20 protein-coding genes are annotated in these 19,709 nt (G+C 33.2%); 12 read left to right on the forward strand and 8 right to left on the reverse strand.

The window, feature by feature from the left end; translation table 11 throughout:
* Positions 1–2: 2 nt before the first annotated feature.
* From J0M08_10165 to J0M08_10205, 9 genes are read left to right on the forward strand one after another with little or no spacing between them, the layout of a single operon-like run.
* The gene (locus J0M08_10165) at positions 3–974 is read left to right on the forward strand and encodes an ATP-grasp domain-containing protein (GenBank protein MBN8703420.1); all 972 of its coding nucleotides are present in this window, start codon (positions 3–5) and stop codon (positions 972–974) included.
* A gap of 34 nt (positions 975–1,008) precedes the next feature.
* Positions 1,009–1,329: an HAD hydrolase family protein gene (locus J0M08_10170; GenBank protein MBN8703421.1), complete on the forward strand. Its 321-nt coding sequence runs from the start codon at positions 1,009–1,011 to the stop codon at positions 1,327–1,329.
* Positions 1,330–1,331: 2 nt separating this feature from the next.
* A complete protein-coding gene (gene neuB / locus J0M08_10175; GenBank protein MBN8703422.1) occupies positions 1,332–2,348 on the forward strand; it encodes an N-acetylneuraminate synthase in 1,017 nt (338 codons plus the stop codon).
* Positions 2,330–3,448 (forward strand): UDP-N-acetylglucosamine 2-epimerase (hydrolyzing), encoded by a 1,119-nt coding sequence (gene neuC, locus J0M08_10180; protein MBN8703423.1) that lies wholly within the window; start codon positions 2,330–2,332, stop codon positions 3,446–3,448. Before neuB ends, neuC begins: the two co-directional genes overlap by 19 nt.
* Positions 3,445–4,494 carry a nucleotidyltransferase family protein gene (locus J0M08_10185; protein ID MBN8703424.1) on the forward strand — a complete coding sequence of 350 codons (1,050 nt, stop codon included), beginning with the start codon at positions 3,445–3,447 and terminating at the stop codon, positions 4,492–4,494. The genes neuC and J0M08_10185 overlap by 4 nt, the downstream gene beginning before the upstream one ends.
* A 6-nt stretch (positions 4,495–4,500) precedes the next feature.
* A complete protein-coding gene (locus J0M08_10190; GenBank protein ID MBN8703425.1) occupies positions 4,501–5,187 on the forward strand; it encodes an acylneuraminate cytidylyltransferase family protein in 687 nt (228 codons plus the stop codon).
* Positions 5,188–5,193: 6 nt separating this feature from the next.
* Positions 5,194–5,943 (forward strand): class I SAM-dependent methyltransferase, encoded by a 750-nt coding sequence (locus J0M08_10195; GenBank protein ID MBN8703426.1) that lies wholly within the window; start codon positions 5,194–5,196, stop codon positions 5,941–5,943.
* Positions 5,943–7,166 carry a glycosyltransferase family 4 protein gene (locus J0M08_10200; protein ID MBN8703427.1) on the forward strand — a complete coding sequence of 408 codons (1,224 nt, stop codon included), beginning with the start codon at positions 5,943–5,945 and terminating at the stop codon, positions 7,164–7,166. The genes J0M08_10195 and J0M08_10200 overlap by 1 nt, the downstream gene beginning before the upstream one ends.
* Positions 7,167–7,169: 3 nt before the next feature.
* Positions 7,170–7,907, forward strand: a complete 738-nt coding sequence (locus J0M08_10205) for a glycosyltransferase (GenBank protein ID MBN8703428.1) — start codon at positions 7,170–7,172, stop codon at positions 7,905–7,907.
* Positions 7,908–7,953: 46 nt separating this feature from the next.
* On the opposite strand, the gene J0M08_10210 is transcribed toward J0M08_10205, so the two are convergent.
* Genes J0M08_10210 through J0M08_10220 form a run of 3 tightly spaced genes read right to left on the reverse strand, consistent with a single transcriptional unit; the run spans position 7,954 to position 10,812 of the window.
* Positions 7,954–9,414, reverse strand: coding sequence for a VWA domain-containing protein (locus J0M08_10210; GenBank protein MBN8703429.1), 1,461 nt, complete (start codon positions 9,412–9,414; stop codon positions 7,954–7,956).
* A 21-nt stretch (positions 9,415–9,435) separates the two neighbouring features.
* On the reverse strand, positions 9,436–10,275 hold the full coding sequence (locus tag J0M08_10215) for a transketolase (GenBank protein ID MBN8703430.1): 840 nt from the start codon (positions 10,273–10,275) through the stop codon (positions 9,436–9,438).
* Between the two features lie 45 nt (positions 10,276–10,320).
* Positions 10,321–10,812 (reverse strand): hypothetical protein, encoded by a 492-nt coding sequence (locus J0M08_10220; protein MBN8703431.1) that lies wholly within the window; start codon positions 10,810–10,812, stop codon positions 10,321–10,323.
* A 110-nt stretch (positions 10,813–10,922) separates the two neighbouring features.
* Here J0M08_10220 and J0M08_10225 point away from each other — a divergent pair, with 110 nt between their 5' ends.
* Entirely contained in the window at positions 10,923–14,042 is a 3,120-nt protein-coding gene (locus J0M08_10225; GenBank protein MBN8703432.1) for an ATP-binding cassette domain-containing protein, read from the forward strand.
* Between the two features lie 3 nt (positions 14,043–14,045).
* Here the strand turns inward: J0M08_10225 and recQ are convergent, their stop codons facing one another.
* From recQ to J0M08_10240, 3 genes are read right to left on the reverse strand one after another with little or no spacing between them, the layout of a single operon-like run.
* Entirely contained in the window at positions 14,046–16,193 is a 2,148-nt protein-coding gene (gene recQ / locus J0M08_10230) for a DNA helicase RecQ (GenBank protein MBN8703433.1), read from the reverse strand.
* Between the two features lies 1 nt (position 16,194).
* Positions 16,195–16,428, reverse strand: a complete 234-nt coding sequence (locus J0M08_10235) for a hypothetical protein (protein MBN8703434.1) — start codon at positions 16,426–16,428, stop codon at positions 16,195–16,197.
* 5 nt (positions 16,429–16,433) lie between these two features.
* Positions 16,434–16,841, reverse strand: a complete 408-nt coding sequence (locus J0M08_10240) for a hypothetical protein (GenBank protein ID MBN8703435.1) — start codon at positions 16,839–16,841, stop codon at positions 16,434–16,436.
* A gap of 128 nt (positions 16,842–16,969) precedes the next feature.
* Between J0M08_10240 and J0M08_10245 the strand changes: the two genes are divergently transcribed.
* Complete coding sequence (locus J0M08_10245) at positions 16,970–18,763, forward strand: acyl-CoA dehydrogenase family protein (protein MBN8703436.1); 1,794 nt, start codon at positions 16,970–16,972, stop codon at positions 18,761–18,763.
* An 84-nt stretch (positions 18,764–18,847) separates the two neighbouring features.
* On the forward strand, positions 18,848–18,991 hold the full coding sequence (locus tag J0M08_10250) for a hypothetical protein (GenBank protein ID MBN8703437.1): 144 nt from the start codon (positions 18,848–18,850) through the stop codon (positions 18,989–18,991).
* Positions 18,992–18,994: 3 nt separating this feature from the next.
* Here the strand turns inward: J0M08_10250 and J0M08_10255 are convergent, their stop codons facing one another.
* Both J0M08_10255 and J0M08_10260 read right to left on the reverse strand, forming a co-directional pair.
* A complete protein-coding gene (locus tag J0M08_10255) occupies positions 18,995–19,237 on the reverse strand; it encodes a DUF1456 family protein (protein ID MBN8703438.1) in 243 nt (80 codons plus the stop codon).
* 22 nt (positions 19,238–19,259) lie between these two features.
* Positions 19,260–19,709, reverse strand: a 450-nt coding sequence (locus tag J0M08_10260; GenBank protein MBN8703439.1) for a SpoIIE family protein phosphatase, incomplete at its 5' end; no start/stop codon positions are given.

The raw sequence follows: 19,709 nt of genomic DNA on the forward strand, positions 1-19,709 counted from the left end.
AATTGAAAAAAAATAAAGACATAAACATATTATTTTTAGGTGGAGCTAAACGCATCTCCATCGCAGAAAAATTTATTGAAGCAGGCAAATCTCATAACAAAAAAGTCTCAATTTTTTCTTATGAATTAAGCAAAGAAGTTCCTATTTCAGGCATTGCTCAAATTATAGTTGGTCTTAAATGGAATGACATAAAAGTTATTGAGCATTTAAAAAGCACTATCAAGAAAAACAATATACATATAGTTATCCCTTTTGTTGATCCTGCTACAGTTGTTGCAGCAAAACTCAAATCAGAGCTTGATTCTAATTTGGTTTTTATACCAGTGCCAAACGAAGATGAGTGTACCATTTTTTTTGATAAAGTAAAAGCCAATTCATGGTTTGAAAACAGTAAAATTCCCGTACCTCCTACTCTACCAAGGTCAAGCTTTCCTATTATAGCCAAACCTCGATTAGGTTCTGCATCAAAAGGAATTCAGGTACTTCACTCAAAAATAGAGTACGCTAAATTTATTTCAACAACTAAAAAAGAAAACTTTCTTTTTCAGAAATATATAGAAGCGACAGAGTATAGTGTAGATTGCTATGTATCTCCCAAAACGCAAAAAATAATTTCTATTGTTCCTAGAAAACGATTAGAAGTATCAGGAGGGGAAGTAACAAAGACTATAACAATTAAGAATACTAAGATTATATCCATCTCAAAAAACATTTTATTAAAATCGAAACTAACAGGACCAATTACAATTCAGTTTTTGGAAGAATTGAAAACAAAAAATATTGTTGTAATGGAAATAAATCCTCGTTTAGGTGGTGGAGCTCCGGCATCTATTGCTGCAGGTGCAAATATTCCTTTATATGTTTTAAATGATTATTTAGGTATAAAAACTAAACCCAATAATAATTGGAAAAAAAATTTATTAATGCTTAGAGCATACAGAGAAACATATATTAAAGTAAAAAAACAGCAATAAAAATAACTACACTAAAAGTTGTAAAAGCTACATAATGAGATTAATTATAGATTTAGATGGTACCATTTGTACCGAAGAAAAAACATACAGTAGAGCACTTGCTAAAATAAAGCCGGGTGCAAAAAAATATATTGACAAATTATATTCTCAAGGTCATACTATTATTATTTACTCAGCAAGAACATGGATGGAATATGAAATGACTGCTGATTGGCTAGCAAAAAATGGCATAAAATACCATCAATTAATATTAGGAAAACCAATTGGCGATTATTGGATTGATGATAGAGCCATTGCATTTGAATCTTGGGAGCAGGTTGAAAAGAAAATTTCCGCAAAGAAAAAGACAAAGTAATTATGGGAAAAGTTTTAATAATTGCTGAAGCCGGTGTAAATCATAATGGAAATTTTGATTTGGCTATTGCAATGATAGATGAAGCAAAAAAAAGTGGTGCTGATATTGTAAAGTTTCAAACAGCTATACCAGAGCTTGTGATGACTTCTGCCGCTCCAAAAGCAAAGTACCAAGCCAGACTTACTGGTGCAGAAGAATCTCAATTGGAGATGGCAAAAAAGATTCATCTTCCATTAGATGCCTACAAAAAACTACAAACCTATTGTAACTCAAAAAAAATAGAATTTTTAAGTACCGCATTTGACTTGAAAAGCTTTGATTTATTAGAAAAGCTTAAAGTAAGATTACATAAAATACCATCAGGAGATATTACCAACTACCCATTACTTGTTAAGGCTGCAAAAACCAAAAAACATGTGATACTTTCCACCGGAATGTGTTGCTTAAGTGAAATTGAAGAAGCAATTAAAGTCCTTCTCAACAATGGGATGAAGCGTAATGATATTACACTGATGCATTGTACAACAGAGTACCCTACTCCTTTTGAGGACGTAAACTTAAATGCAATGAATACTTTAAAAAAGGCGTTTGGTGTGCAAGTTGGTTATTCAGACCATACACCTGGCATAGAAGTTCCTATTGCTGCTGTAGCAATGGGTGCAACAGTTATTGAAAAGCATTTTACACTTGATAAGAATATGATTGGCCCAGACCATAAAGCATCGCTGGAGCCAAATGAACTTAGTGCAATGGTAAAAGCAATAAGAAATATTGAAAAAAGTATGGGCAATGGACTTAAAATTCCAGGTGCTGCTGAATCAAAAAATATTATTGTAGCAAGAAGAAGTATTCATATTGCTTCTAATCTTAAGAAAGGATATACACTAAAAGAATCTGACTTAATCATGAAGAGACCTGGAGATGGAATATCCCCCATGAATATCAAAAAAATTATTGGCCGAAGCTTGAAAACTAACTTAACAATTGATCATAAATTAAGATGGGAAGATCTGAAGTAAAAAGAATTGCATTACTTACATGTGGGCGATCTGACTATAGTATATATAGGCCTTTAATTGAATTACTTTTTAAATCAAAGAAATTCAACTTAGATATTATTGCTCTGGGGACTCACGTTTCTAGGCAATTCGGATACACACTAGACCAAATAAAGGCGGATGGTTTTTCTATTAAGTATACTGTAGAATCATTAGTATTAGGAGATTCTCCTGAAGCTATCTCAAGTGCAATGGGATTAACAACTATAAAAACGTCATCAATTTGGGCTAAAGAAAACTATGATTTGCTAATTTGCCTTGGAGACAGATATGAAATGTATGCCGCTGTATTGTCTTCTATTCCTTTCAATATTCCAGTAGCCCATATTTCTGGTGGAGAAACAACAACCGGTGCAATTGATAATATATTTAGACACTCGCTTTCATTGACTGCAAAATATCATTTTACTTCTACAGAAAAATATAAAAATAAAGTTTCAGAGATAATTGGATCCAAAAGCAATGTTTATAATGTTGGAGCATTAAGCATAGATAACTTAAAAAAACTTAAACTTTATTCCATTGAGGAATTCAAAAAGAAGTTTAATATAGGTTTAAAACAACCTAGCATTTTAATTACGTTCCATCCCGAAACAGTTTCTCATACTAAGAATAGTATTTACATAAATGAGTTAATAAAAGCATTGAACCAATGCGCTAACTACCAATTAGTAATTACAATGCCTAACTCAGATACACAAGGTGATTTAATAAGAGAAAAACTCAACAATTTCATTGCAAAAAACAAAAATGCTATTGGTGTTGAATCATTCGGTACTATAGGCTATTTATCATGTATGAAACATTGTTCATTTCTATTAGGAAATACATCTAGCGGATTTGTTGAAGCAAGTTTCTTTCCTAAACACGTAATCAATTTAGGAGACAGACAGAATGGGAGAATAATTACATCTAATATTTTAAATTGCGAGATTAAGGAAGAAAAAATTTTATCTGCAATTAAAGTTATTGAGAAAAGGAAAACACTTCCAAAAATTTCTATTTACGGGAATGGTAATACTGCACAAAAGATTGTTTCAATATTAGAAAAGTGCTTATGAAAAATTACAATAAGAACATTGTTAGTAAAAACATATCTATTAGAGAGGCATTCGAAAGAATGAATGAGCTAGGAAGTAAGCTAACCTTATTCATTGTAGATGAATCAAATGCTCTTGTAGGCACACTTACGGATGGTGATATTAGAAGAAGCTTTCTGAAGGGATTATCTGTTGCTGAATCAGTTGAAAAATGCATGTTTCTTAATTTCAGGTACATTTCTAAATCTAATCTTACCCCTACTCTACTTAAAGAATTTAGAGACAAAAAAATAAGACTAGTTCCAATTTTAGATGAACACAAGAGGATTTTAAATATTATAGATTTAGAAGAAACAAAAGCCATGCTGCCTATAAATGCAGTAATAATGGCAGGTGGTAAAGGCGAAAGATTATGGCCTCTTACAAAGAATAAACCAAAACCATTACTAACAGTTGGAGACAAACCAATTATAGAACATAATATTGATTGGTTAATAGCACATGGGGTAAGTAATATAACAATTACAGTTAAGTATTTAGCTGAACAAATTGAAGATTACTTCAAGGATGGAAAAGAAAAAAATATTTCTATTTCATATGTCAAGGAAAATGAGCCATTAGGCACAATTGGTGCACTTAAGCTTGCAAATGACACAACAGAAGATACAGTTCTTGTAATGAATTCCGATTTATTAACCAATATTAATTTTGAAGATTTCTACTTAGAATTCATTGAGAAAAATGCTGATATGGCTGTAGCTACAATTCCATACAAAGTAAATATTCCATATGCAATTGTTGAAACAGAAAACGACACCATAATTTCATTAAAAGAAAAACCAACTTATACCTATTATTCAAATGCTGGTATTTATCTAATAAAGAAACCTCTGATTGATTTTATACCATCAAATCAAAAATATGATGCTACTGACTTCATAGAACTTTTATTGAGTAAAGGCAAAAAAGTAATTTATTTTCCTATTTTGAATTATTGGTTAGATATAGGAAAGCCAGAAGATTACGAAAAAGCAAATGAAGATATTAAACACATTGATTTCAATTAATAAGTAATGAAATATCTATACTTAATACCTGCAAGAGGCGGATCAAAGGGCATTCCAAATAAAAACATAAAATCCCTAAAAGGAAAACCTCTTATCGTTTATACAATTGATTGCGCAAGAAAACTAACCTCCGACATAAATATTTGTGTATCTACTGATTCGTTAAAAATTAAAAAAGTTGTTGAAAGCCAAGCAAAGCTTAAAGTACCTTTCTTAAGAAATAAGAAATTCGCAACGGATAAAGCCGGGATGTATGAAGTAATAATTGAAGCGTTGAACTATTATGAAAAACAAGGCGTTTTTTATGATGCTGTTGTACTTTTACAGCCCACCTCTCCATTAAGAGCAGCAGAAGATGTAAAGAAAGCTCAAAAATTATTTTCAAAAAAAACAGACATGATTGTCTCTGTAAAAGAAGCTGATAAAAACCCTTATTTCAATGCATTTGTAGAAAAAGACAATATGCTAGTCAAGCTCTTTAACAAAAGATATCTCAATCGTCAAGAAGCACCAATTGTTTATCAATATAATGGAGCTATATATATAATAAACACAGAATCATTGAAAAAAGCAAAAAGCCTTTCTCTTAAAAAAGTAAAGAAGTATGTGATGAGTAACGAATCTTCAGTAGACATTGATTCACTTATCGACTGGAATTTGTGCGAGTTGTTACTTAAAAAGAAATTCAAATAATATACATTGGAAGCAACCTCTATAACTGACAAACAATTTTGGATTGATTATTGGAAATCAAAAGATTTCAATATCAAACTAACGGATAAGCCAGCGTTTTATACAATTTTTGATGAAATAATTTCAAAACAAAACACATTATCTTGCCTTGAAATTGGTGGATTTCCTGGTTATTACTCAATTTATATCAAAAATAAATTTCCATACTCCTCAACTACTCTATTTGACTTTGTTATTGTAAAGGAAAAATTAAAAGAACTTTATTCAGCAAATAATATTAAAGAATCAGCCATTCAAGTTTTAGAAGGCGATATAAATACTTTTACATTTAATACTAAGTACGATTTTGTATTCTCCCTAGGCTTTATTGAACACTTTTACGACACAAAATTTGTTATCCAAAAACACATAGATGCCCTGAATGATAATGGATCTCTACTTATTACATTGCCAAACTTCAGAGGCATTAACGGATTTATAAATAAAAAATTTGATATTGATAATTACAATGCACATAATATTAAGTGCATGGATATAAATTTTTTAAAACATACGTGCGAAGAGCTGAAACTTAGTTCTATCTCAGTTTCTTATTATGGTGGATTTAGCATTTGGCTTGAGGATATGGGTAAACTAAATAGCTTAAACAAACTATTTTTTTACACATTAAAATTTGTTGGCAAAGCTGTTTCAAAAATTATTCCTTTAAAAAATAGATTATTCTCTCCTTATATAATAATAAGAGCAAAGAGATAATGAAAATCACCCACATAAATACCAGTAAAAACGCAGGAGGTGCTGCCATTGCATGCAATAGAATAAGCAGCGCTTTAAACGCCAATGCAGTTCAATCAAATACGTTAAATCAAGAAAGCTTCTCAGCATTTACCCAAAGAAAAATACATACTTCCATTTTATTGGAAAAATTGCTTTTACTACCAAAGCAAAAAAGTAAAAATATTCGATTTAAAATTTCTAATCCTCAGTTTGGAATTGATATAAGCTCTGATGATTCGGTTAAAGATGCTGACATACTTCATTTACATTGGATAAACAATGGTTTTTTATCCATCTCATCATTAAATAAGTTAGCCAAACTAAATAAACCAATTGTTTGGACATTGCATGATATGTGGGCTTTTACAGGTATTTGCCATCATAGTAGAGATTGTAATAATTTTGAAAATCAATGTGGTAATTGCTTTTACTTAAACACGAATTCATCAACTGACTTATCAAACAGTATTTGGAAACAAAAGCAATTGGTGTATAAAAAACTAAACTTATCTATTGTTACTTGCAGCAACTGGCTTGCCCAGAAAGCTAGAAAAAGCAGTTTGTTAAAAGACATATCAATTCAAGTTATTCCAAATCCTATAGATGTATATAAATTCAAGCCCTTTCCAAAACTTGATATCAGGAGTGAACTTGGTTTATTAAATGATACGTTTTACTTACTTTTTGTAGCTGCCAATATAAATGACGAGAGAAAAGGAATTCAACACTTATTAAAAGCATTAACTATTTTAAAAGAAAGATATTCTGAAAAACAAGTTAAAATAGAACTTTTGGTAATAGGCAATGTAAAGAGCGAAATTAAAGAACACCTACCCTTCCGTTCAAAATTTCTTGGATATATTGACTCAGAAGAACTGATGATAAAATATTATAACGCAAGCAATACTTTTATTACTCCTTCCTTAGACGAGAACCTTCCTAACACAATCATGGAAGCATTATCATGTGGAACACCCGTTGTAGCCTATTCAACCGGAGGAATTCCTGATATGGTAGATCATTTATCAAATGGCTATCTTGCAGAATACGCTTCTCCTCAAGATTTAGCAGAGGGTATAGATTGGGTCCGAAAAAACAATGAGATGCAAATATCTGCTAACGCACGAAACAAAGTTCTTAGTAACTTTACATATGATATTGTAGCTCAAAAGTATATAGATTTATACAAAAAGCTTCTGTAAATTATGAATCCTAAAATAAGCATTGTAACAGTTGTATATAACTCAAAAGACCTAATTGAGCATACAATTATTAGTGTATTGGAACAGAGTTTTCAAGATTTTGAGTTTATTGTTGTTGATGGTGCATCAAAAGATGGAACACTGGAGGTAATAAATAAATACAAACATAAGATTAGTAAAATTATATCTGAAAAAGATAAAGGCATCTACGATGCAATGAATAAAGGGTTGAATTTAGCTTCCGGAGATTACATTCTCTATTTAAATTCAGGTGACGAATTTTTTGACAGAACAACATTGGAAAAGGTTTTAACAAGCACAAACGATGCCGATATAGTATACGGAAAAACTTCTGTTATTGGCAATGACAGAGGGATAATTGGCGATGCTAGACTTAAACCTCCTCACAAGCTTTCATGGAAAAGTTTACAATATGGAATGTGTGTTTGCCATCAATCTTTTATTCCTAAACGCAGCCTATGTAAGCCTTACGATCTTAGTTTTAAAATAAGTTCAGATATTGACTGGGTTATATCAATCTTAAAGGAAGCTAAAGTAGTTCAATACTATGATGGCTATATATCTAAGTTTTTAGTAGGTGGTACATCTACGAAAAACAAATACAAAAGTTGGAGAGAGCGTTTCAAAATTCTATCAAAACATTATGGAGTTTTTAAAACAGCCATTAATCATATATACATAGCCTCTCGTTATTTCTTTTTGAGAAATGATTTTCAGTAAACTTCAGCTTACACGAAGTTTTAAACCTTATTCTTGATAAAAAAAATTAGAAGACTCTAACCTGCACTGTAGATCCTGATTCAACCTTAAATTTTTTCTCAACTGTGTATATAGACTCTTTAGCTGATTTAGGTCGATACTCAATTCGATAGTTACCCGGCTGAAGCACAATATTTTCTTGAATCATATTATCTTTTAAATTACAAACCCAAACAACTTTATTTTTTTCTTCTAAATAAATAGAAGCAGGTCCTTCGGATGGCTTACTAATAGAAACCATTCCAGCTTGCGGAATTTCAATAGTTGTGGTCTTACTTTGAGAAATATCAACATCCTCCAATACAATTCTCGGCAAGGTCAATATTTCTAAATCGTATTTTCCTACAATATATTTTTCCAATTGATTAAACTCCTGGACATGCAAAGTAGTTGGCGTGCCTTTCTTTCTTACAATTGTTTGAAGAGATTTGTAATTATTTATTCCATTAATTTTCAAACTTAAAAAACCCTGTGGTGCATCTAAGGCAATAACAGTGTGCTTTCCTGCTTCGAGAGAAATATTTGTTTTTTCCTGAGGAGGAATTGTATGTACAATCATTTTATATGTAGTAATAGGATCAAGAATAACAGTATCCGGATTTCCACGATGATTAATTGTGTGCATATAATTGTAGCGTATTGCACCAGAAAATTCGTCATAGAAAGTCATGTTTACGTCTGTCTCAGTTGGCTTTCCTGCCTTGTCTAAAAGATTGACTTGCGCTGTTGTGCTATTTAGTGCCTGAGAAATAACTACATTTAGAACTTTTGTAAAATTAGCCTCTTGCGACACATCATAATATTTACCTATACACCCAAAAGATTTAATAAAACTTTCATCCATGCCTATCCCAATTATGAATGGCTTAAGAATAATTCCTTTTTTCTGCAAAGCTTGAGATACTGCACAAGGATCGCCATCACACTCCTCTATTCCATCAGTGATAAGAATAACTATGTTTCTGCAATTAGCACAAGGGGTAAAATCTTCCGCGCACTGCTCCAGTGTATAGGCAATAGGGGTTGTGCCTGTTGGAGATATTGATTTTAATCTGTTTCTAATCTTGGGAATAGAAGCATTTACTGTTTCGAATGGCACTTCTAGTTTTGTGTCTTTACAATCCCTAGGTGAATTATCGGGTGGATAGCCAACAGGAGGATTTAATCGAGACTGATGACCATAGGCACGAAATGCAACCTCTAAATTTGGAACATCTTTTAAACTATCCAAAAAGCCTGTAAACATATCTTTGGCAATATCCATCTTAATTCCACTTTGCCAACGACCAAACATGCTGAAAGAAGCATCAAATATGAATAAAATACGGGTTGTTTGAGGTGGTGGAGTGTTTTTTTTCTGAGCATAAACGGAGGAAAAACAAGAAATAAAAATGACTAAAAAAGAAATGAATCGAACTCTTCTCTTTCTTACCATTCTAAAAAAAAAACTTTGTTTTGTATCCTGCATTTTAACTAGTTATTCTGCTATTTAGTAATCTCCATCTGTTTCTTGCAACTGAGCTAACGCTTTTGAAAGCTGCTCATCATTTGGGGCTACACCATGCCACTTGTGGCTTCCCATCATAAAATCTACACCTTGCCCCATTTCAGTCCTCATTAAAATAGCAATTGGCTTTCCTTTTCCTGTTAATTGCTTTGCTTTTTGCAAACCAGAAACAACATCCTCCATGTTATTACCATTCATTTCTAATACATCCCATCCAAAAGCATGCCATTTTGCTTTTAAATCGCCCAATGATAACACTTTATCTACATCGCCATCTATTTGACGTCCGTTACAATCTATTGTAGCAATTAGATTATCTACTTTGTTTGCAGCAGCGTACATTGCAGCTTCCCAAATTTGCCCTTCTTGTAATTCGCCATCCCCATGCAATGTATAAATCAAAGAATTGTCATTATTCAATTTTTTTGCCATGGCTGCACCTGCAGCTACAGACAAACCCTGCCCTAACGAACCGGAAGCCACTCGTATTCCCGGCAAATGTTCGTGTGTCGCTGGATGCCCCTGCAATCTAGAATCCAATTTTCTAAACGTAGCCAATTCCTTTACCGGAAAATATCCGGAACGTGCAAGCACACTATACCAAACAGGAGAGATATGTCCGTTTGACAGAAAAAATAAATCCTCTCCTACTCCGTCCATATTAAACGCAGGATTATGCTTCATTATTTTAAAATAAAGTGCAACAATAAAGTCAGCACAACCCAATGAACCACCCGGGTGACCTGATTGACACGCATGAACCATACGTACTATATCTCGCCTAACTTGAGAGGCTTTTTGTTTTAATTCGCTTACTTCCATGTTTTTATTAAATAATTGAGGTGGCTAATATTAAATAAGTATAAACTAATGAAAAAAGAAAGTCATCACTAAATCCTTATTACCAGAGTGGCAACTAGTGCAATCCTTACCTTCTAAAAAAACACTATAATCCGTTTTGCCTTCCGGGTCGTATTCCCCCCACTGCCAAGAGCCATTTAGCTTATACATTCCTGCATACTGTTTTAAATTTCCACCAGATGTGGCTGTATATATTTCTTTTACGATTAATGAACTATCAGGGAAAACACCATTATCAGGCAATTTTCCATCACTACCTAATACACTTTGCGCCTTTTTATTAAAGCGTACTCTAAATGCATCGTGCGGACTTGCAGATGCCTTTGCTAATATGGCAGGGTTGTTTTTGTAAAATGCATGTCCCGCTGTATCCTTTAACAACAAATAAAATGCTTCGTTGCCCCAAGCATAAGACACATCTGCTTTTTCTTTGGCACACGAATTTATAACTAAAATGAAGACCACAAAGACAATAAAAAGGAGAAAATGACCACGCATAAAAGAAATATTTAATATGTAATAAAGATATTATTTTTTTAGATACTCAACTATTTATGTATCTTAAATACTTGTTTAACCAACTATTTGTTACCTACACAAATTAAACTATGAGTGAAGAAATACTTAAAGCCCTCATGCATTTGTTTGGAATAATTTCCAAGCAAGATGAAGGTGCGAGTATTAGTCATAGACGATTTGTTGAGTCATTCTTAAAATTCCAGCTTACCAGAGATAAAGTTGAAGAATACCTTGCTTTATATGAAGGGCATTCCGGCTATATAAAACCTACAGAAGAACCTATTGTTTCGGAAGAAAAAACTACGGAACCTGCTGCAGAGCCTATTAAAAAAAGGCGTAGAACTTCGATGAAAGATGCCGTACTTCTTTTGTCTATTTGCAAACAAATCAATCAAACGCTTACTCAAAAGCAAAAGATTGTGGTGGTGGTAAGACTATTAGAACTTATAAAAGCCGACAACCAATTTACCGTGCAGCGTATGGAGCTTATTGATACCGTTTGCATGGTTTTTAATATAAGCTCTGACGAACTAAAAATAATTCACAGTTTTTGTATAAATGAAAATCCATACACACTAGAATCGGACGATATACTAGTAATAGACAGCGAACCGGTTGTTGTGATGGATAAAGAAAAAGGTATTAAGCATATCTTTTCGGAAGGATTAGATAAAGAAATAAGTATTCTTCGGGTAAGAAGTGTTGATTTATACTTTGTAAAATACAACGGCAAAAGTGAAATTTTCTTGAATGGGTTAACCTTCAACAACAAAAACATTTACTTGTTTGCTCCCGGCAGTACCATGCGATTGCCGCAGGGTGCTGTGTTCTATAGCGATGTAGTAGCTCGTTTTTTAAGTGATAAAATTTCTGTTAAATTATCTTTTACTGCTCAAAATTTAGAATATAAATTCCCAAATGGCAAAGTAGGATTACAAGATATTAATATATCCGAAAAACATGGCAGACTGATAGCCCTTATGGGTGCTAGTGGTGCGGGGAAAACAACATTATTAAATGTGCTTTCCGGATTAGAAACTCCATCGAAGGGAGACGTTTTAATCAATGGAATTGACTTACACAAACACCCCGAAAAACTAGACGGTATTGTAGGCTATATTGCTCAAGACGACCTACTAATTGAGGAATTAACTGTATTTCAGAATTTATACTACAATGCAAAACTGTGTTTCAAAAATCTAACAGATAGCGAAACCACTGCGCTTGTGCACAAAACACTTTCTAATCTTGGGTTGTATGAAATACGAGATATTAAAGTAGGAAATCCATTAAATAAAAAAATAAGCGGAGGACAACGAAAACGCTTAAACATTGCACTAGAACTTATTCGTGAGCCTGCTGTACTTTTTGTTGACGAGCCTACTTCAGGATTATCATCCAGAGATTCGGAGAATGTGATGGATTTGTTAAAGGAACTATCCTTAAAAGGCAAACTTATTTTTGTGGTTATTCATCAACCCTCATCAGACATTTATAAAATGTTTGACAAGCTTATTTTGCTTGATACGGGGGGATTTCCGATATACTACAAAAATCCGATTGAAGCGTTGGTTTACTTTAAAACAGAAAGTAATCACTTAAATGCAGAACAAGGAGAATGCCCAACATGCGGGAATGTAAACCCTGAACTTCTCTTTAACATTATAGAATCAAGGGTAATTGATGATTTTGGACAGTTTACCAATGAGCGAAAAGTAAAACCAACAGAATGGTACGAACGATTTAAACAGAACTTTATTTTTAAACCGGTACGTGCCGAAAAAAAATTACCGGAAAGCTCATTCCAAATTCCGAGTAAACTAACACAACTATTAATCTTCATTAAGCGTGATGTGCTTGCTAAAGTTAGCAACATGCAATACATGTTGATTAATTTACTGGAAGCCCCATTACTGGCATTTATACTCTCTTTTATAATAAAATACATTAGCAACCCTAATTCTAATGTGTATATTTTTAGAGAAAATGAAAATATACCTGCCTATATTTTCATGTGTATTATTGTGTCGCTTTTTATAGGATTAACAGTAAGTGCAGAAGAAATTTACAGAGACCGAAAAATACTAAAACGAGAATCGCTCCTAAATTTAAGTCGCACAAGCTATTTATTTTCAAAAGTATTTGTTCTATTTACCTTATCCGCAATACAATCGTTGCTGTTTGTGCTTGTTGGCAATTCTATTGTGGAAGTAAATAGTCAGTTTTGGTCGTATTGGGGAATTTTATTTTCTGTTTCCTGTTTTGCGAATATGCTTGGCCTAAATATCTCTTCATCCTTTAATTCGGCTGTTACAATTTATATCTTAATTCCATTGCTTATTATTCCTCAAATGATATTGGGAGGTGCTATGTTTAGTTTTGAAAAGCTAAATAGAAAAATTGGTGGAGGTTATAGCGTTCCAGTTATTGCCGAATTTATGACAGCCAGATGGGCTTATGAAGGATTAATTGTAAATCAGTTTAAAAATAATCCATACCAAAAATATTTTTACGATATAGAAAAACAAGAAAGCTTTGCCAACTACAAACAGAGCTTGCATTTACCGGAGCTTAAACTTATTAACGATGAAAACAAACGCCTTTTAAAAGACAAAAACGACTCTACCTTACAAATTCTTAAAAACAATTTAGAAATACTTAAGAACGAAATTTCTTGGGAAGAAAAAATAAACCCTAGAGTAAAATTTGGCAAACTTGAATTATTAACTCTAGATAAGTATGATGAAGCATCCGCAGATGAAGTAAATGCATATATAGATGCGAACATTGCTTTTTACGGAGAACTATTTAACGCAATAACTGCAAAGAAAGATGAACTTACAAATACTTTAACTAGCACTAAACAAAACTCACAATTGATGCAAAAAGCATACAATAGCTACTACAATGAAAACCTAAGTGATATCGTAAAAAGAACTTTAGAAAAAAACAAAATTGCCCGATCGAATGGGCACTTAATACAACTTATTGATCCTATTTATCAAGAGCCAACGCATGTTAAATTATTTGATTTCAAACAACCATTCTATGCACCTAAAAAATTGTTTTTTGGCGTAAGCATAGAAACCATTGTATTTAATGCGATAATGATATGGTTGTTTACCGTTGTATTATACATTACATTGTATTTTGATGCAATAAAACTACTGCTCAACTTCTTTAGCAAGTTGTTGCCAAATAAAGAATAAATTCTATTTCAATTCTGCTCTTTTCATATCAGCTAAAACAGCTTTTATTTCTGCATAACTATAATTCTCGCCTAAAATTTCTTTAATTGGACTTAATCTATCGAATGTATTTTTTGTTACAACATCTTGTATAGCTTGTATTTTTTCGGGAGCAACTAATTCTGCAACATTAATTTGGCCACTAGAAACACATTCAACCAAATGCCCTTGAATGGTAGATTCCGAAAAGCCTCTAGCCAATGCAATTTCTGAAATACTTTTACCTTGTTTATATAAATTCAAGGATACATCAATACTGCCGTTTTGTTCAATGCCCGATTTTGATTTTCGTTCTCGCTTTGGTTGTTTTAAATTTATTCGAGATGTTAAATTATTGTTTTTGCAATACTCTTGAATTAAAGGCAAAACAAAGGCTGCATAACGCTCCATTTTCACCTTTCCAAATCCTGATATTTTTTGTAATTCACTTGTAGTTTGCGGCAAAAATGTTGCCAACTCAAGCAAAGAAGCATCAGACAATATGATATAAGCAGGCATATTTTCTTCTTGTGCTGCAAACTTGCGCCAAGCTTTTAATTGAGCAAACAATTCCTTTTCCTCTTCGTGTACAATCGAACTCTTTTTATACTCTATTGTTTCGGACTTTAAGTACAACACTTTTTCATTTCCCTTTAAAACACCGGCAGATTTATCTGTAAGCAATAGCAACGGATAAGTTCCCTCTCCTACCTTTAAATATCCTTGATGAATTAGCTCTCTAATAAAACGTATCAAATCGTTTTTGCTTGTATCGGTTGCTACTCCGTAGGTTTTTAAAGACCGATGCTGTGCCGAAATTTTCTCTGACTCCGAGCCTCGCAAAAAATCAACAACATAATGCATTCCAAAACGCTCCTCTAGTCGAGTAACTGCCGACAACACTTTTTGCGCTAATACGGTACCATCTGCCCGTTCGCCCTTCTTGGTACACGTATCGCAATTACCGCAAGGGCCTTTGAATTCCTCGCTAAAATAGGTAAGCAAATATTCTCTTCGACACACATTTAACTCGCAATAGGTGGCCATCTTATCGAGCTTATCCAACAGCAATTTTGCAAATTCCGGATTGTTATCAGACTGGCAAAAATTTCTCAATTTAATTTTATCGGCAGAACTATAATACAACAGAACCTCGCTAGGTAAGCCATCTCTGCCTGCACGACCAGTTTCTTGGTAATAAGCTTCTATATTTTTAGGTAAATCTACATGCACCACAAAACGAACATTCGACTTATCTATACCCATTCCAAAGGCAATTGTAGCAACTACAATTTTCACTTCGTCCTTTAAAAATTGCTCTTGTGTAGATGCTCTCAAATCTTGTTCTAACCCTGCATGATAGGGCAATGTATTAAATCCATGCTGCCTAAGTTTTGCCGATAGACTCTCCGTAGAATCTCGAGACAAGCAATAAATAATACCGGATTCATCTTTATAATTGGATAAAAACTGAATTAATTGATCGAAATAGTTTCGCTTAGGCTCTATACTGTAAAACAAATTTGTACGGTTAAAGCTCGACACAAATTTTCTAGGTTTTTTCAACTCAAGCTTTTCAACAATATCTTCACGTGTTTTTGTGTCCGCTGTGGCTGTAAGAGCAATAACGGGAATTTCCGGAAATTCATTTTTGAGTTTAGACAATAAAAGATAATCCGTTCTAAAGTCAGGCCCCCATTGAGAAATACAGTGTGCCTCGTCAATTGCAAATAAAGAAACATTTATACCTTTCAAAAAAGAAATAAACTGAAATCCACTGCTAGACAATCGCTCCGGAGCAATGTATAACAATTTTAACTCCTTATTATTTAACTGCTCTATAATTTTTTGTTGCTCTCCGGCACTTATTGATGAATTGAGGTAAGCTGCACTAATTCCATTCAATCGAAGAGAATCTACTTGGTCTTTCATTAAAGCAATTAGAGGAGAAATTACTACAGTTAGTCCATCAAACACTAATGCCGGAATTTGATAACACAAGGATTTTCCGCCTCCGGTTGGCATCAATACCAATGTATCATTGCCTTGTAAAACAGATTCAATTATTTCTTCTTGTTGATTTCTATATTCCGAATAACCAAAATATTTTTGAAGCAGTGTTTTGGTATCCATTTTAAGAGGTGGTTATACTATTTTTAAACTGTATATACATGTCGTTAAACCTATCATTCACTTGCTGAATAAATTCAGGTGTTATAATCCGCTGAACATCGTCCATTCCAGCTATTTTAGAAAATTTAAACAGTTGCTCCATAGGCCCTGCTTCAAATCGAACAATATGTTTTTCGTTCATATAAAAAACGGTAATTGTAATTGCCGGATGAGGAATTGTACCTATTACACGCATATATTTTATTTTATTGGACCTTTGTAAAAAAAATCTAAATCGGAATGAGAATCCTCCTCAAGCTTTTGAATAATGGCATTTGTCAAATCTACAAAATGAATTAAGTTATTTCGATTCAGCCACTGCAAAGCATTTTTATCTTTATTAATGGCGTTTGCAGTTGCAGCTAATTCGGTAAATTTATTTTTCATCAGCCAATCAAAAGCATTTTTATCTCCTTTTATGGCTTTAACAAATGCAGCCAATTCAAACTTTTTGTTCTTAACCAATAAACTAACAGCACTTTGGTTTCCCAATAAAGCTTCCTTCGCCAAAATTAAATGTTTATGTTCTAGCTCTACACGCTGATAAACTACCTCATTCAGTGTATTATTAAGCAATTCAATAAAAATAGCTATTTCACTTTTATTCATACAAAAATGGTTTTAAAGCTAAAAAAGCAGAAGAAAAATTTAACCTCTAATAAGTGTAAATATACGTGCTTTTCCAATAAACTTATTTTCCCATTTTTTGTTATATTTGAACAACAAACATACACACTATGAGCACAACATCTAAAACAAATGCAATTAAGGGCGGTGAATTTTTAGTAAGAGATACCGAAGCAAAAGATATTTTTATACCGGAAGAATGGAATGAAGAGCAGTTGATGATTGCTCAAAGTTGTAAAGATTTTTTGGAGCAGGAAGTATATCCAAACTTAGAAAAAATTGATAAGCAGGAAGATGATATTTCTGTAAAATTATTAGACAAAGCAGCAGAATTAGGTCTTTTGGGACTGAACATTCCTGAAGAATACGGTGGATTTGAAAAAGACTTTGTAACAGGAATGTTGGCTACAGAAGTATTGGGCGCAGGACACTCTTTTGCAGTTTCAATTTCTGCTAATACTGGTATTGGAACATTACCAATTGTGTATTACGGCAACGAAGCTCAAAAAGCAAAATATTTACCCAAACTTTCTTCCGGAGAGTGGAAAGCTTGCTATTGCTTAACAGAACCGGGATCAGGGTCGGATGCAAATTCAGGAAAAACAAAAGCGACTCTTTCTGCAGATGGGAAGCATTACTTGATTAATGGTCAAAAAATGTGGATTACCAACGGTGGATTTGCAGAAGTAATGATTGTGTTCGCAAAAATTGACACAGATGAAAATTTAAGTGCATTTATTGTAGAAAAATCTTTTGGTGGAATTACATTGAATCCGGAAGAACACAAAATGGGTATTAAAGGTAGCTCTACCAGACAAATATTTTTCAACGACTGTAAAGTTCCTGTAGAGAATTTATTATCAGAGCGCCAAAATGGATTTAAGATTGCAGTTAATATCTTGAACATGGGTCGTGTAAAATTGGGTGCCGCTGCAGTTGGTGCTGCGAAACAAGTAAGTAGTAAAGCGGTTCAATATGCCAATGAGCGCCAACAATTTGGTCGTTCTATTAGCAAATATGGTGCTATCCGATACAAATTAGCCGAACAAGCTGTAAAAATATTCTCTTCAGAATCTGCCTTATACCGTGTAACACAAAACATTGAAGATGCAATAAATGCATTTGCTGCTTCAGGCATGGACAAATCAAAATCTATTTTAAAAGGTGTTGAACAATTTGCTGCAGAAGCTGCTATCATAAAAGTAAACGGCTCCGAAACGCTTGATTATGTTGTAGATGAAGGAGTTCAAATTTATGGTGGTATGGGCTACTCAGCCGATGCTCCGATGGAAAGAGCATATAGAGATGCGCGTATAAATAGAATTTTTGAAGGAACCAACGAAATTAATAGAATGTTGCTAGTTGACATGATGTTGAAACGTGCCATGAAAGGTGAATTAGATTTAATGGGGCCAGCGCAAAAAGTTGCAGCTGAATTAGTTTCTATTCCTGATTTTGGTGCAGAAGACACTTCGCTATTTGGTGCTGAAAAGAAAGCTATTAAAAATTTCAAAAAAGCAGCATTAATGGTTGCCGGAGCTGCCGTTCAAAAACTAATGGCGGAACTGGCAAAAGAGCAAGAAATATTAATGAACATTGCAGATATGTTGATGGATATTTATGTTGCAGAATCTACACAACTGCGTGTAGAAAAATTAGTTGGTATAAGAGGCGAAGCAGCATGTGCAGAGCAAATTGAAATGATGCGTATATACATAAACGATGCTGCAGGAAGAATTGAAAGAGATGGTAAAGATGCAATTAATTCATTTGCGCAAGGTGATGAGCAACGAATGATGTTAATGGGCTTAAAGCGATTTACAAAAGTAGAACCACTTAATGTAAAGGAATCTCGTAGAAAAGTTGCTGCGAAATTAATAAGTGAAAATAAATATTGCTTTTAGAATACAGTAAAGCTCTTCGTTAAAACAAAAAACCACCTTTTTTAGGTGGTTTTTTGTTTTAACGAAATAATCCAATAAGTGAAGGTGTCTTTCAATCAATCAATCAATCAATCAATCAATCAATCAATCAATCAATCAATCAATCAATCAATCAATCAATCAATCAATCAATCAATCAATCAATCAATCAATCAATCAATCAATCAATCAATCTACCTATCTATATAAAAATTAAGACTTGGTGGATCCATGAGTTTCTCTAGGACCTCTGAGATGAATAATCAACCCATTTAAAAAGTTTCGCAATACCTGATCTCCACAATCCATATAATTTGGATGGTCTTCTTTGCGGAAAAATGCCCCTAACTCACTAGCAGAAATTTTAAAATCGACCAACGATAAAATTTTAATTATCTCATCATCTCTCAATTTGAGAGCAACTCGCAATTTTTTAAAGATATCGTTATTTGTCATGGAATATTAACTCTCATTTTTTCTAAAATTTAACCCCCATCACTATAATATCATCTACTTGATCTCTATCATGAATCCAGTCGGTAATATTTTTATCCAAAATATCTCGCTGAACGTCCATAGACAAGGTAGAATTTGCAGCCAATAACTGTTTAAACGGACTGTAATAAAATTTCTTCTTATTCGGACCTCCAATTTGATCTGCATATCCATCAGAGAATAAATAAACCATATCTCCCTTTTCAATCTTAATTATTTGATTAGTAAACTCACTCTCACCCGAATGAATAGCCGATTTCCCAATTGGAAATTTATCGGCTTTATACTCCGTCAACTGACCATTTCTAACATGATAAAGTGGATTATAGGCACCGGAAAATTCTAATGTTTGTGTCTTACTATCATAAGCACAAAGTGTAATATCCATTCCATCTTTCACTTCTTTCACTTTATTGCCTTCATCGTCCTTACT

The organism is Bacteroidota bacterium, from assembly GCA_017303975.1.
Classification (GTDB): Bacteria; Bacteroidota; Bacteroidia; order JAFLBG01; family JAFLBG01; genus JAFLBG01.

Coding starts and splice junctions, on each gene's coding strand:
- J0M08_10215 (MBN8703430.1), bottom strand. CDS start 10,275: ATGGAAGTAAGCGAATTAAAACAAAAAGCCTCTCAAGTTAGGCGAGAT.
- J0M08_10255 (MBN8703438.1), bottom strand. CDS start 19,237: ATGACAAATAACGATATCTTTAAAAAATTGCGAGTTGCTCTCAAATTG.
- neuC (MBN8703423.1), top strand. CDS start 2,330: ATGGGAAGATCTGAAGTAAAAAGAATTGCATTACTTACATGTGGGCGA.
- J0M08_10245 (MBN8703436.1), top strand. CDS start 16,970: ATGAGCACAACATCTAAAACAAATGCAATTAAGGGCGGTGAATTTTTA.
- J0M08_10225 (MBN8703432.1), top strand. CDS start 10,923: ATGAGTGAAGAAATACTTAAAGCCCTCATGCATTTGTTTGGAATAATT.
- J0M08_10170 (MBN8703421.1), top strand. CDS start 1,009: ATGAGATTAATTATAGATTTAGATGGTACCATTTGTACCGAAGAAAAA.
- recQ (MBN8703433.1), bottom strand. CDS start 16,193: ATGGATACCAAAACACTGCTTCAAAAATATTTTGGTTATTCGGAATAT.
- J0M08_10235 (MBN8703434.1), bottom strand. CDS start 16,428: ATGCGTGTAATAGGTACAATTCCTCATCCGGCAATTACAATTACCGTT.
- J0M08_10220 (MBN8703431.1), bottom strand. CDS start 10,812: ATGCGTGGTCATTTTCTCCTTTTTATTGTCTTTGTGGTCTTCATTTTA.
- J0M08_10240 (MBN8703435.1), bottom strand. CDS start 16,841: ATGAATAAAAGTGAAATAGCTATTTTTATTGAATTGCTTAATAATACA.
- J0M08_10190 (MBN8703425.1), top strand. CDS start 4,501: ATGAAATATCTATACTTAATACCTGCAAGAGGCGGATCAAAGGGCATT.
- J0M08_10200 (MBN8703427.1), top strand. CDS start 5,943: ATGAAAATCACCCACATAAATACCAGTAAAAACGCAGGAGGTGCTGCC.
- neuB (MBN8703422.1), top strand. CDS start 1,332: ATGGGAAAAGTTTTAATAATTGCTGAAGCCGGTGTAAATCATAATGGA.
- J0M08_10185 (MBN8703424.1), top strand. CDS start 3,445: ATGAAAAATTACAATAAGAACATTGTTAGTAAAAACATATCTATTAGA.
- J0M08_10210 (MBN8703429.1), bottom strand. CDS start 9,414: ATGCAGGATACAAAACAAAGTTTTTTTTTTAGAATGGTAAGAAAGAGA.
- J0M08_10205 (MBN8703428.1), top strand. CDS start 7,170: ATGAATCCTAAAATAAGCATTGTAACAGTTGTATATAACTCAAAAGAC.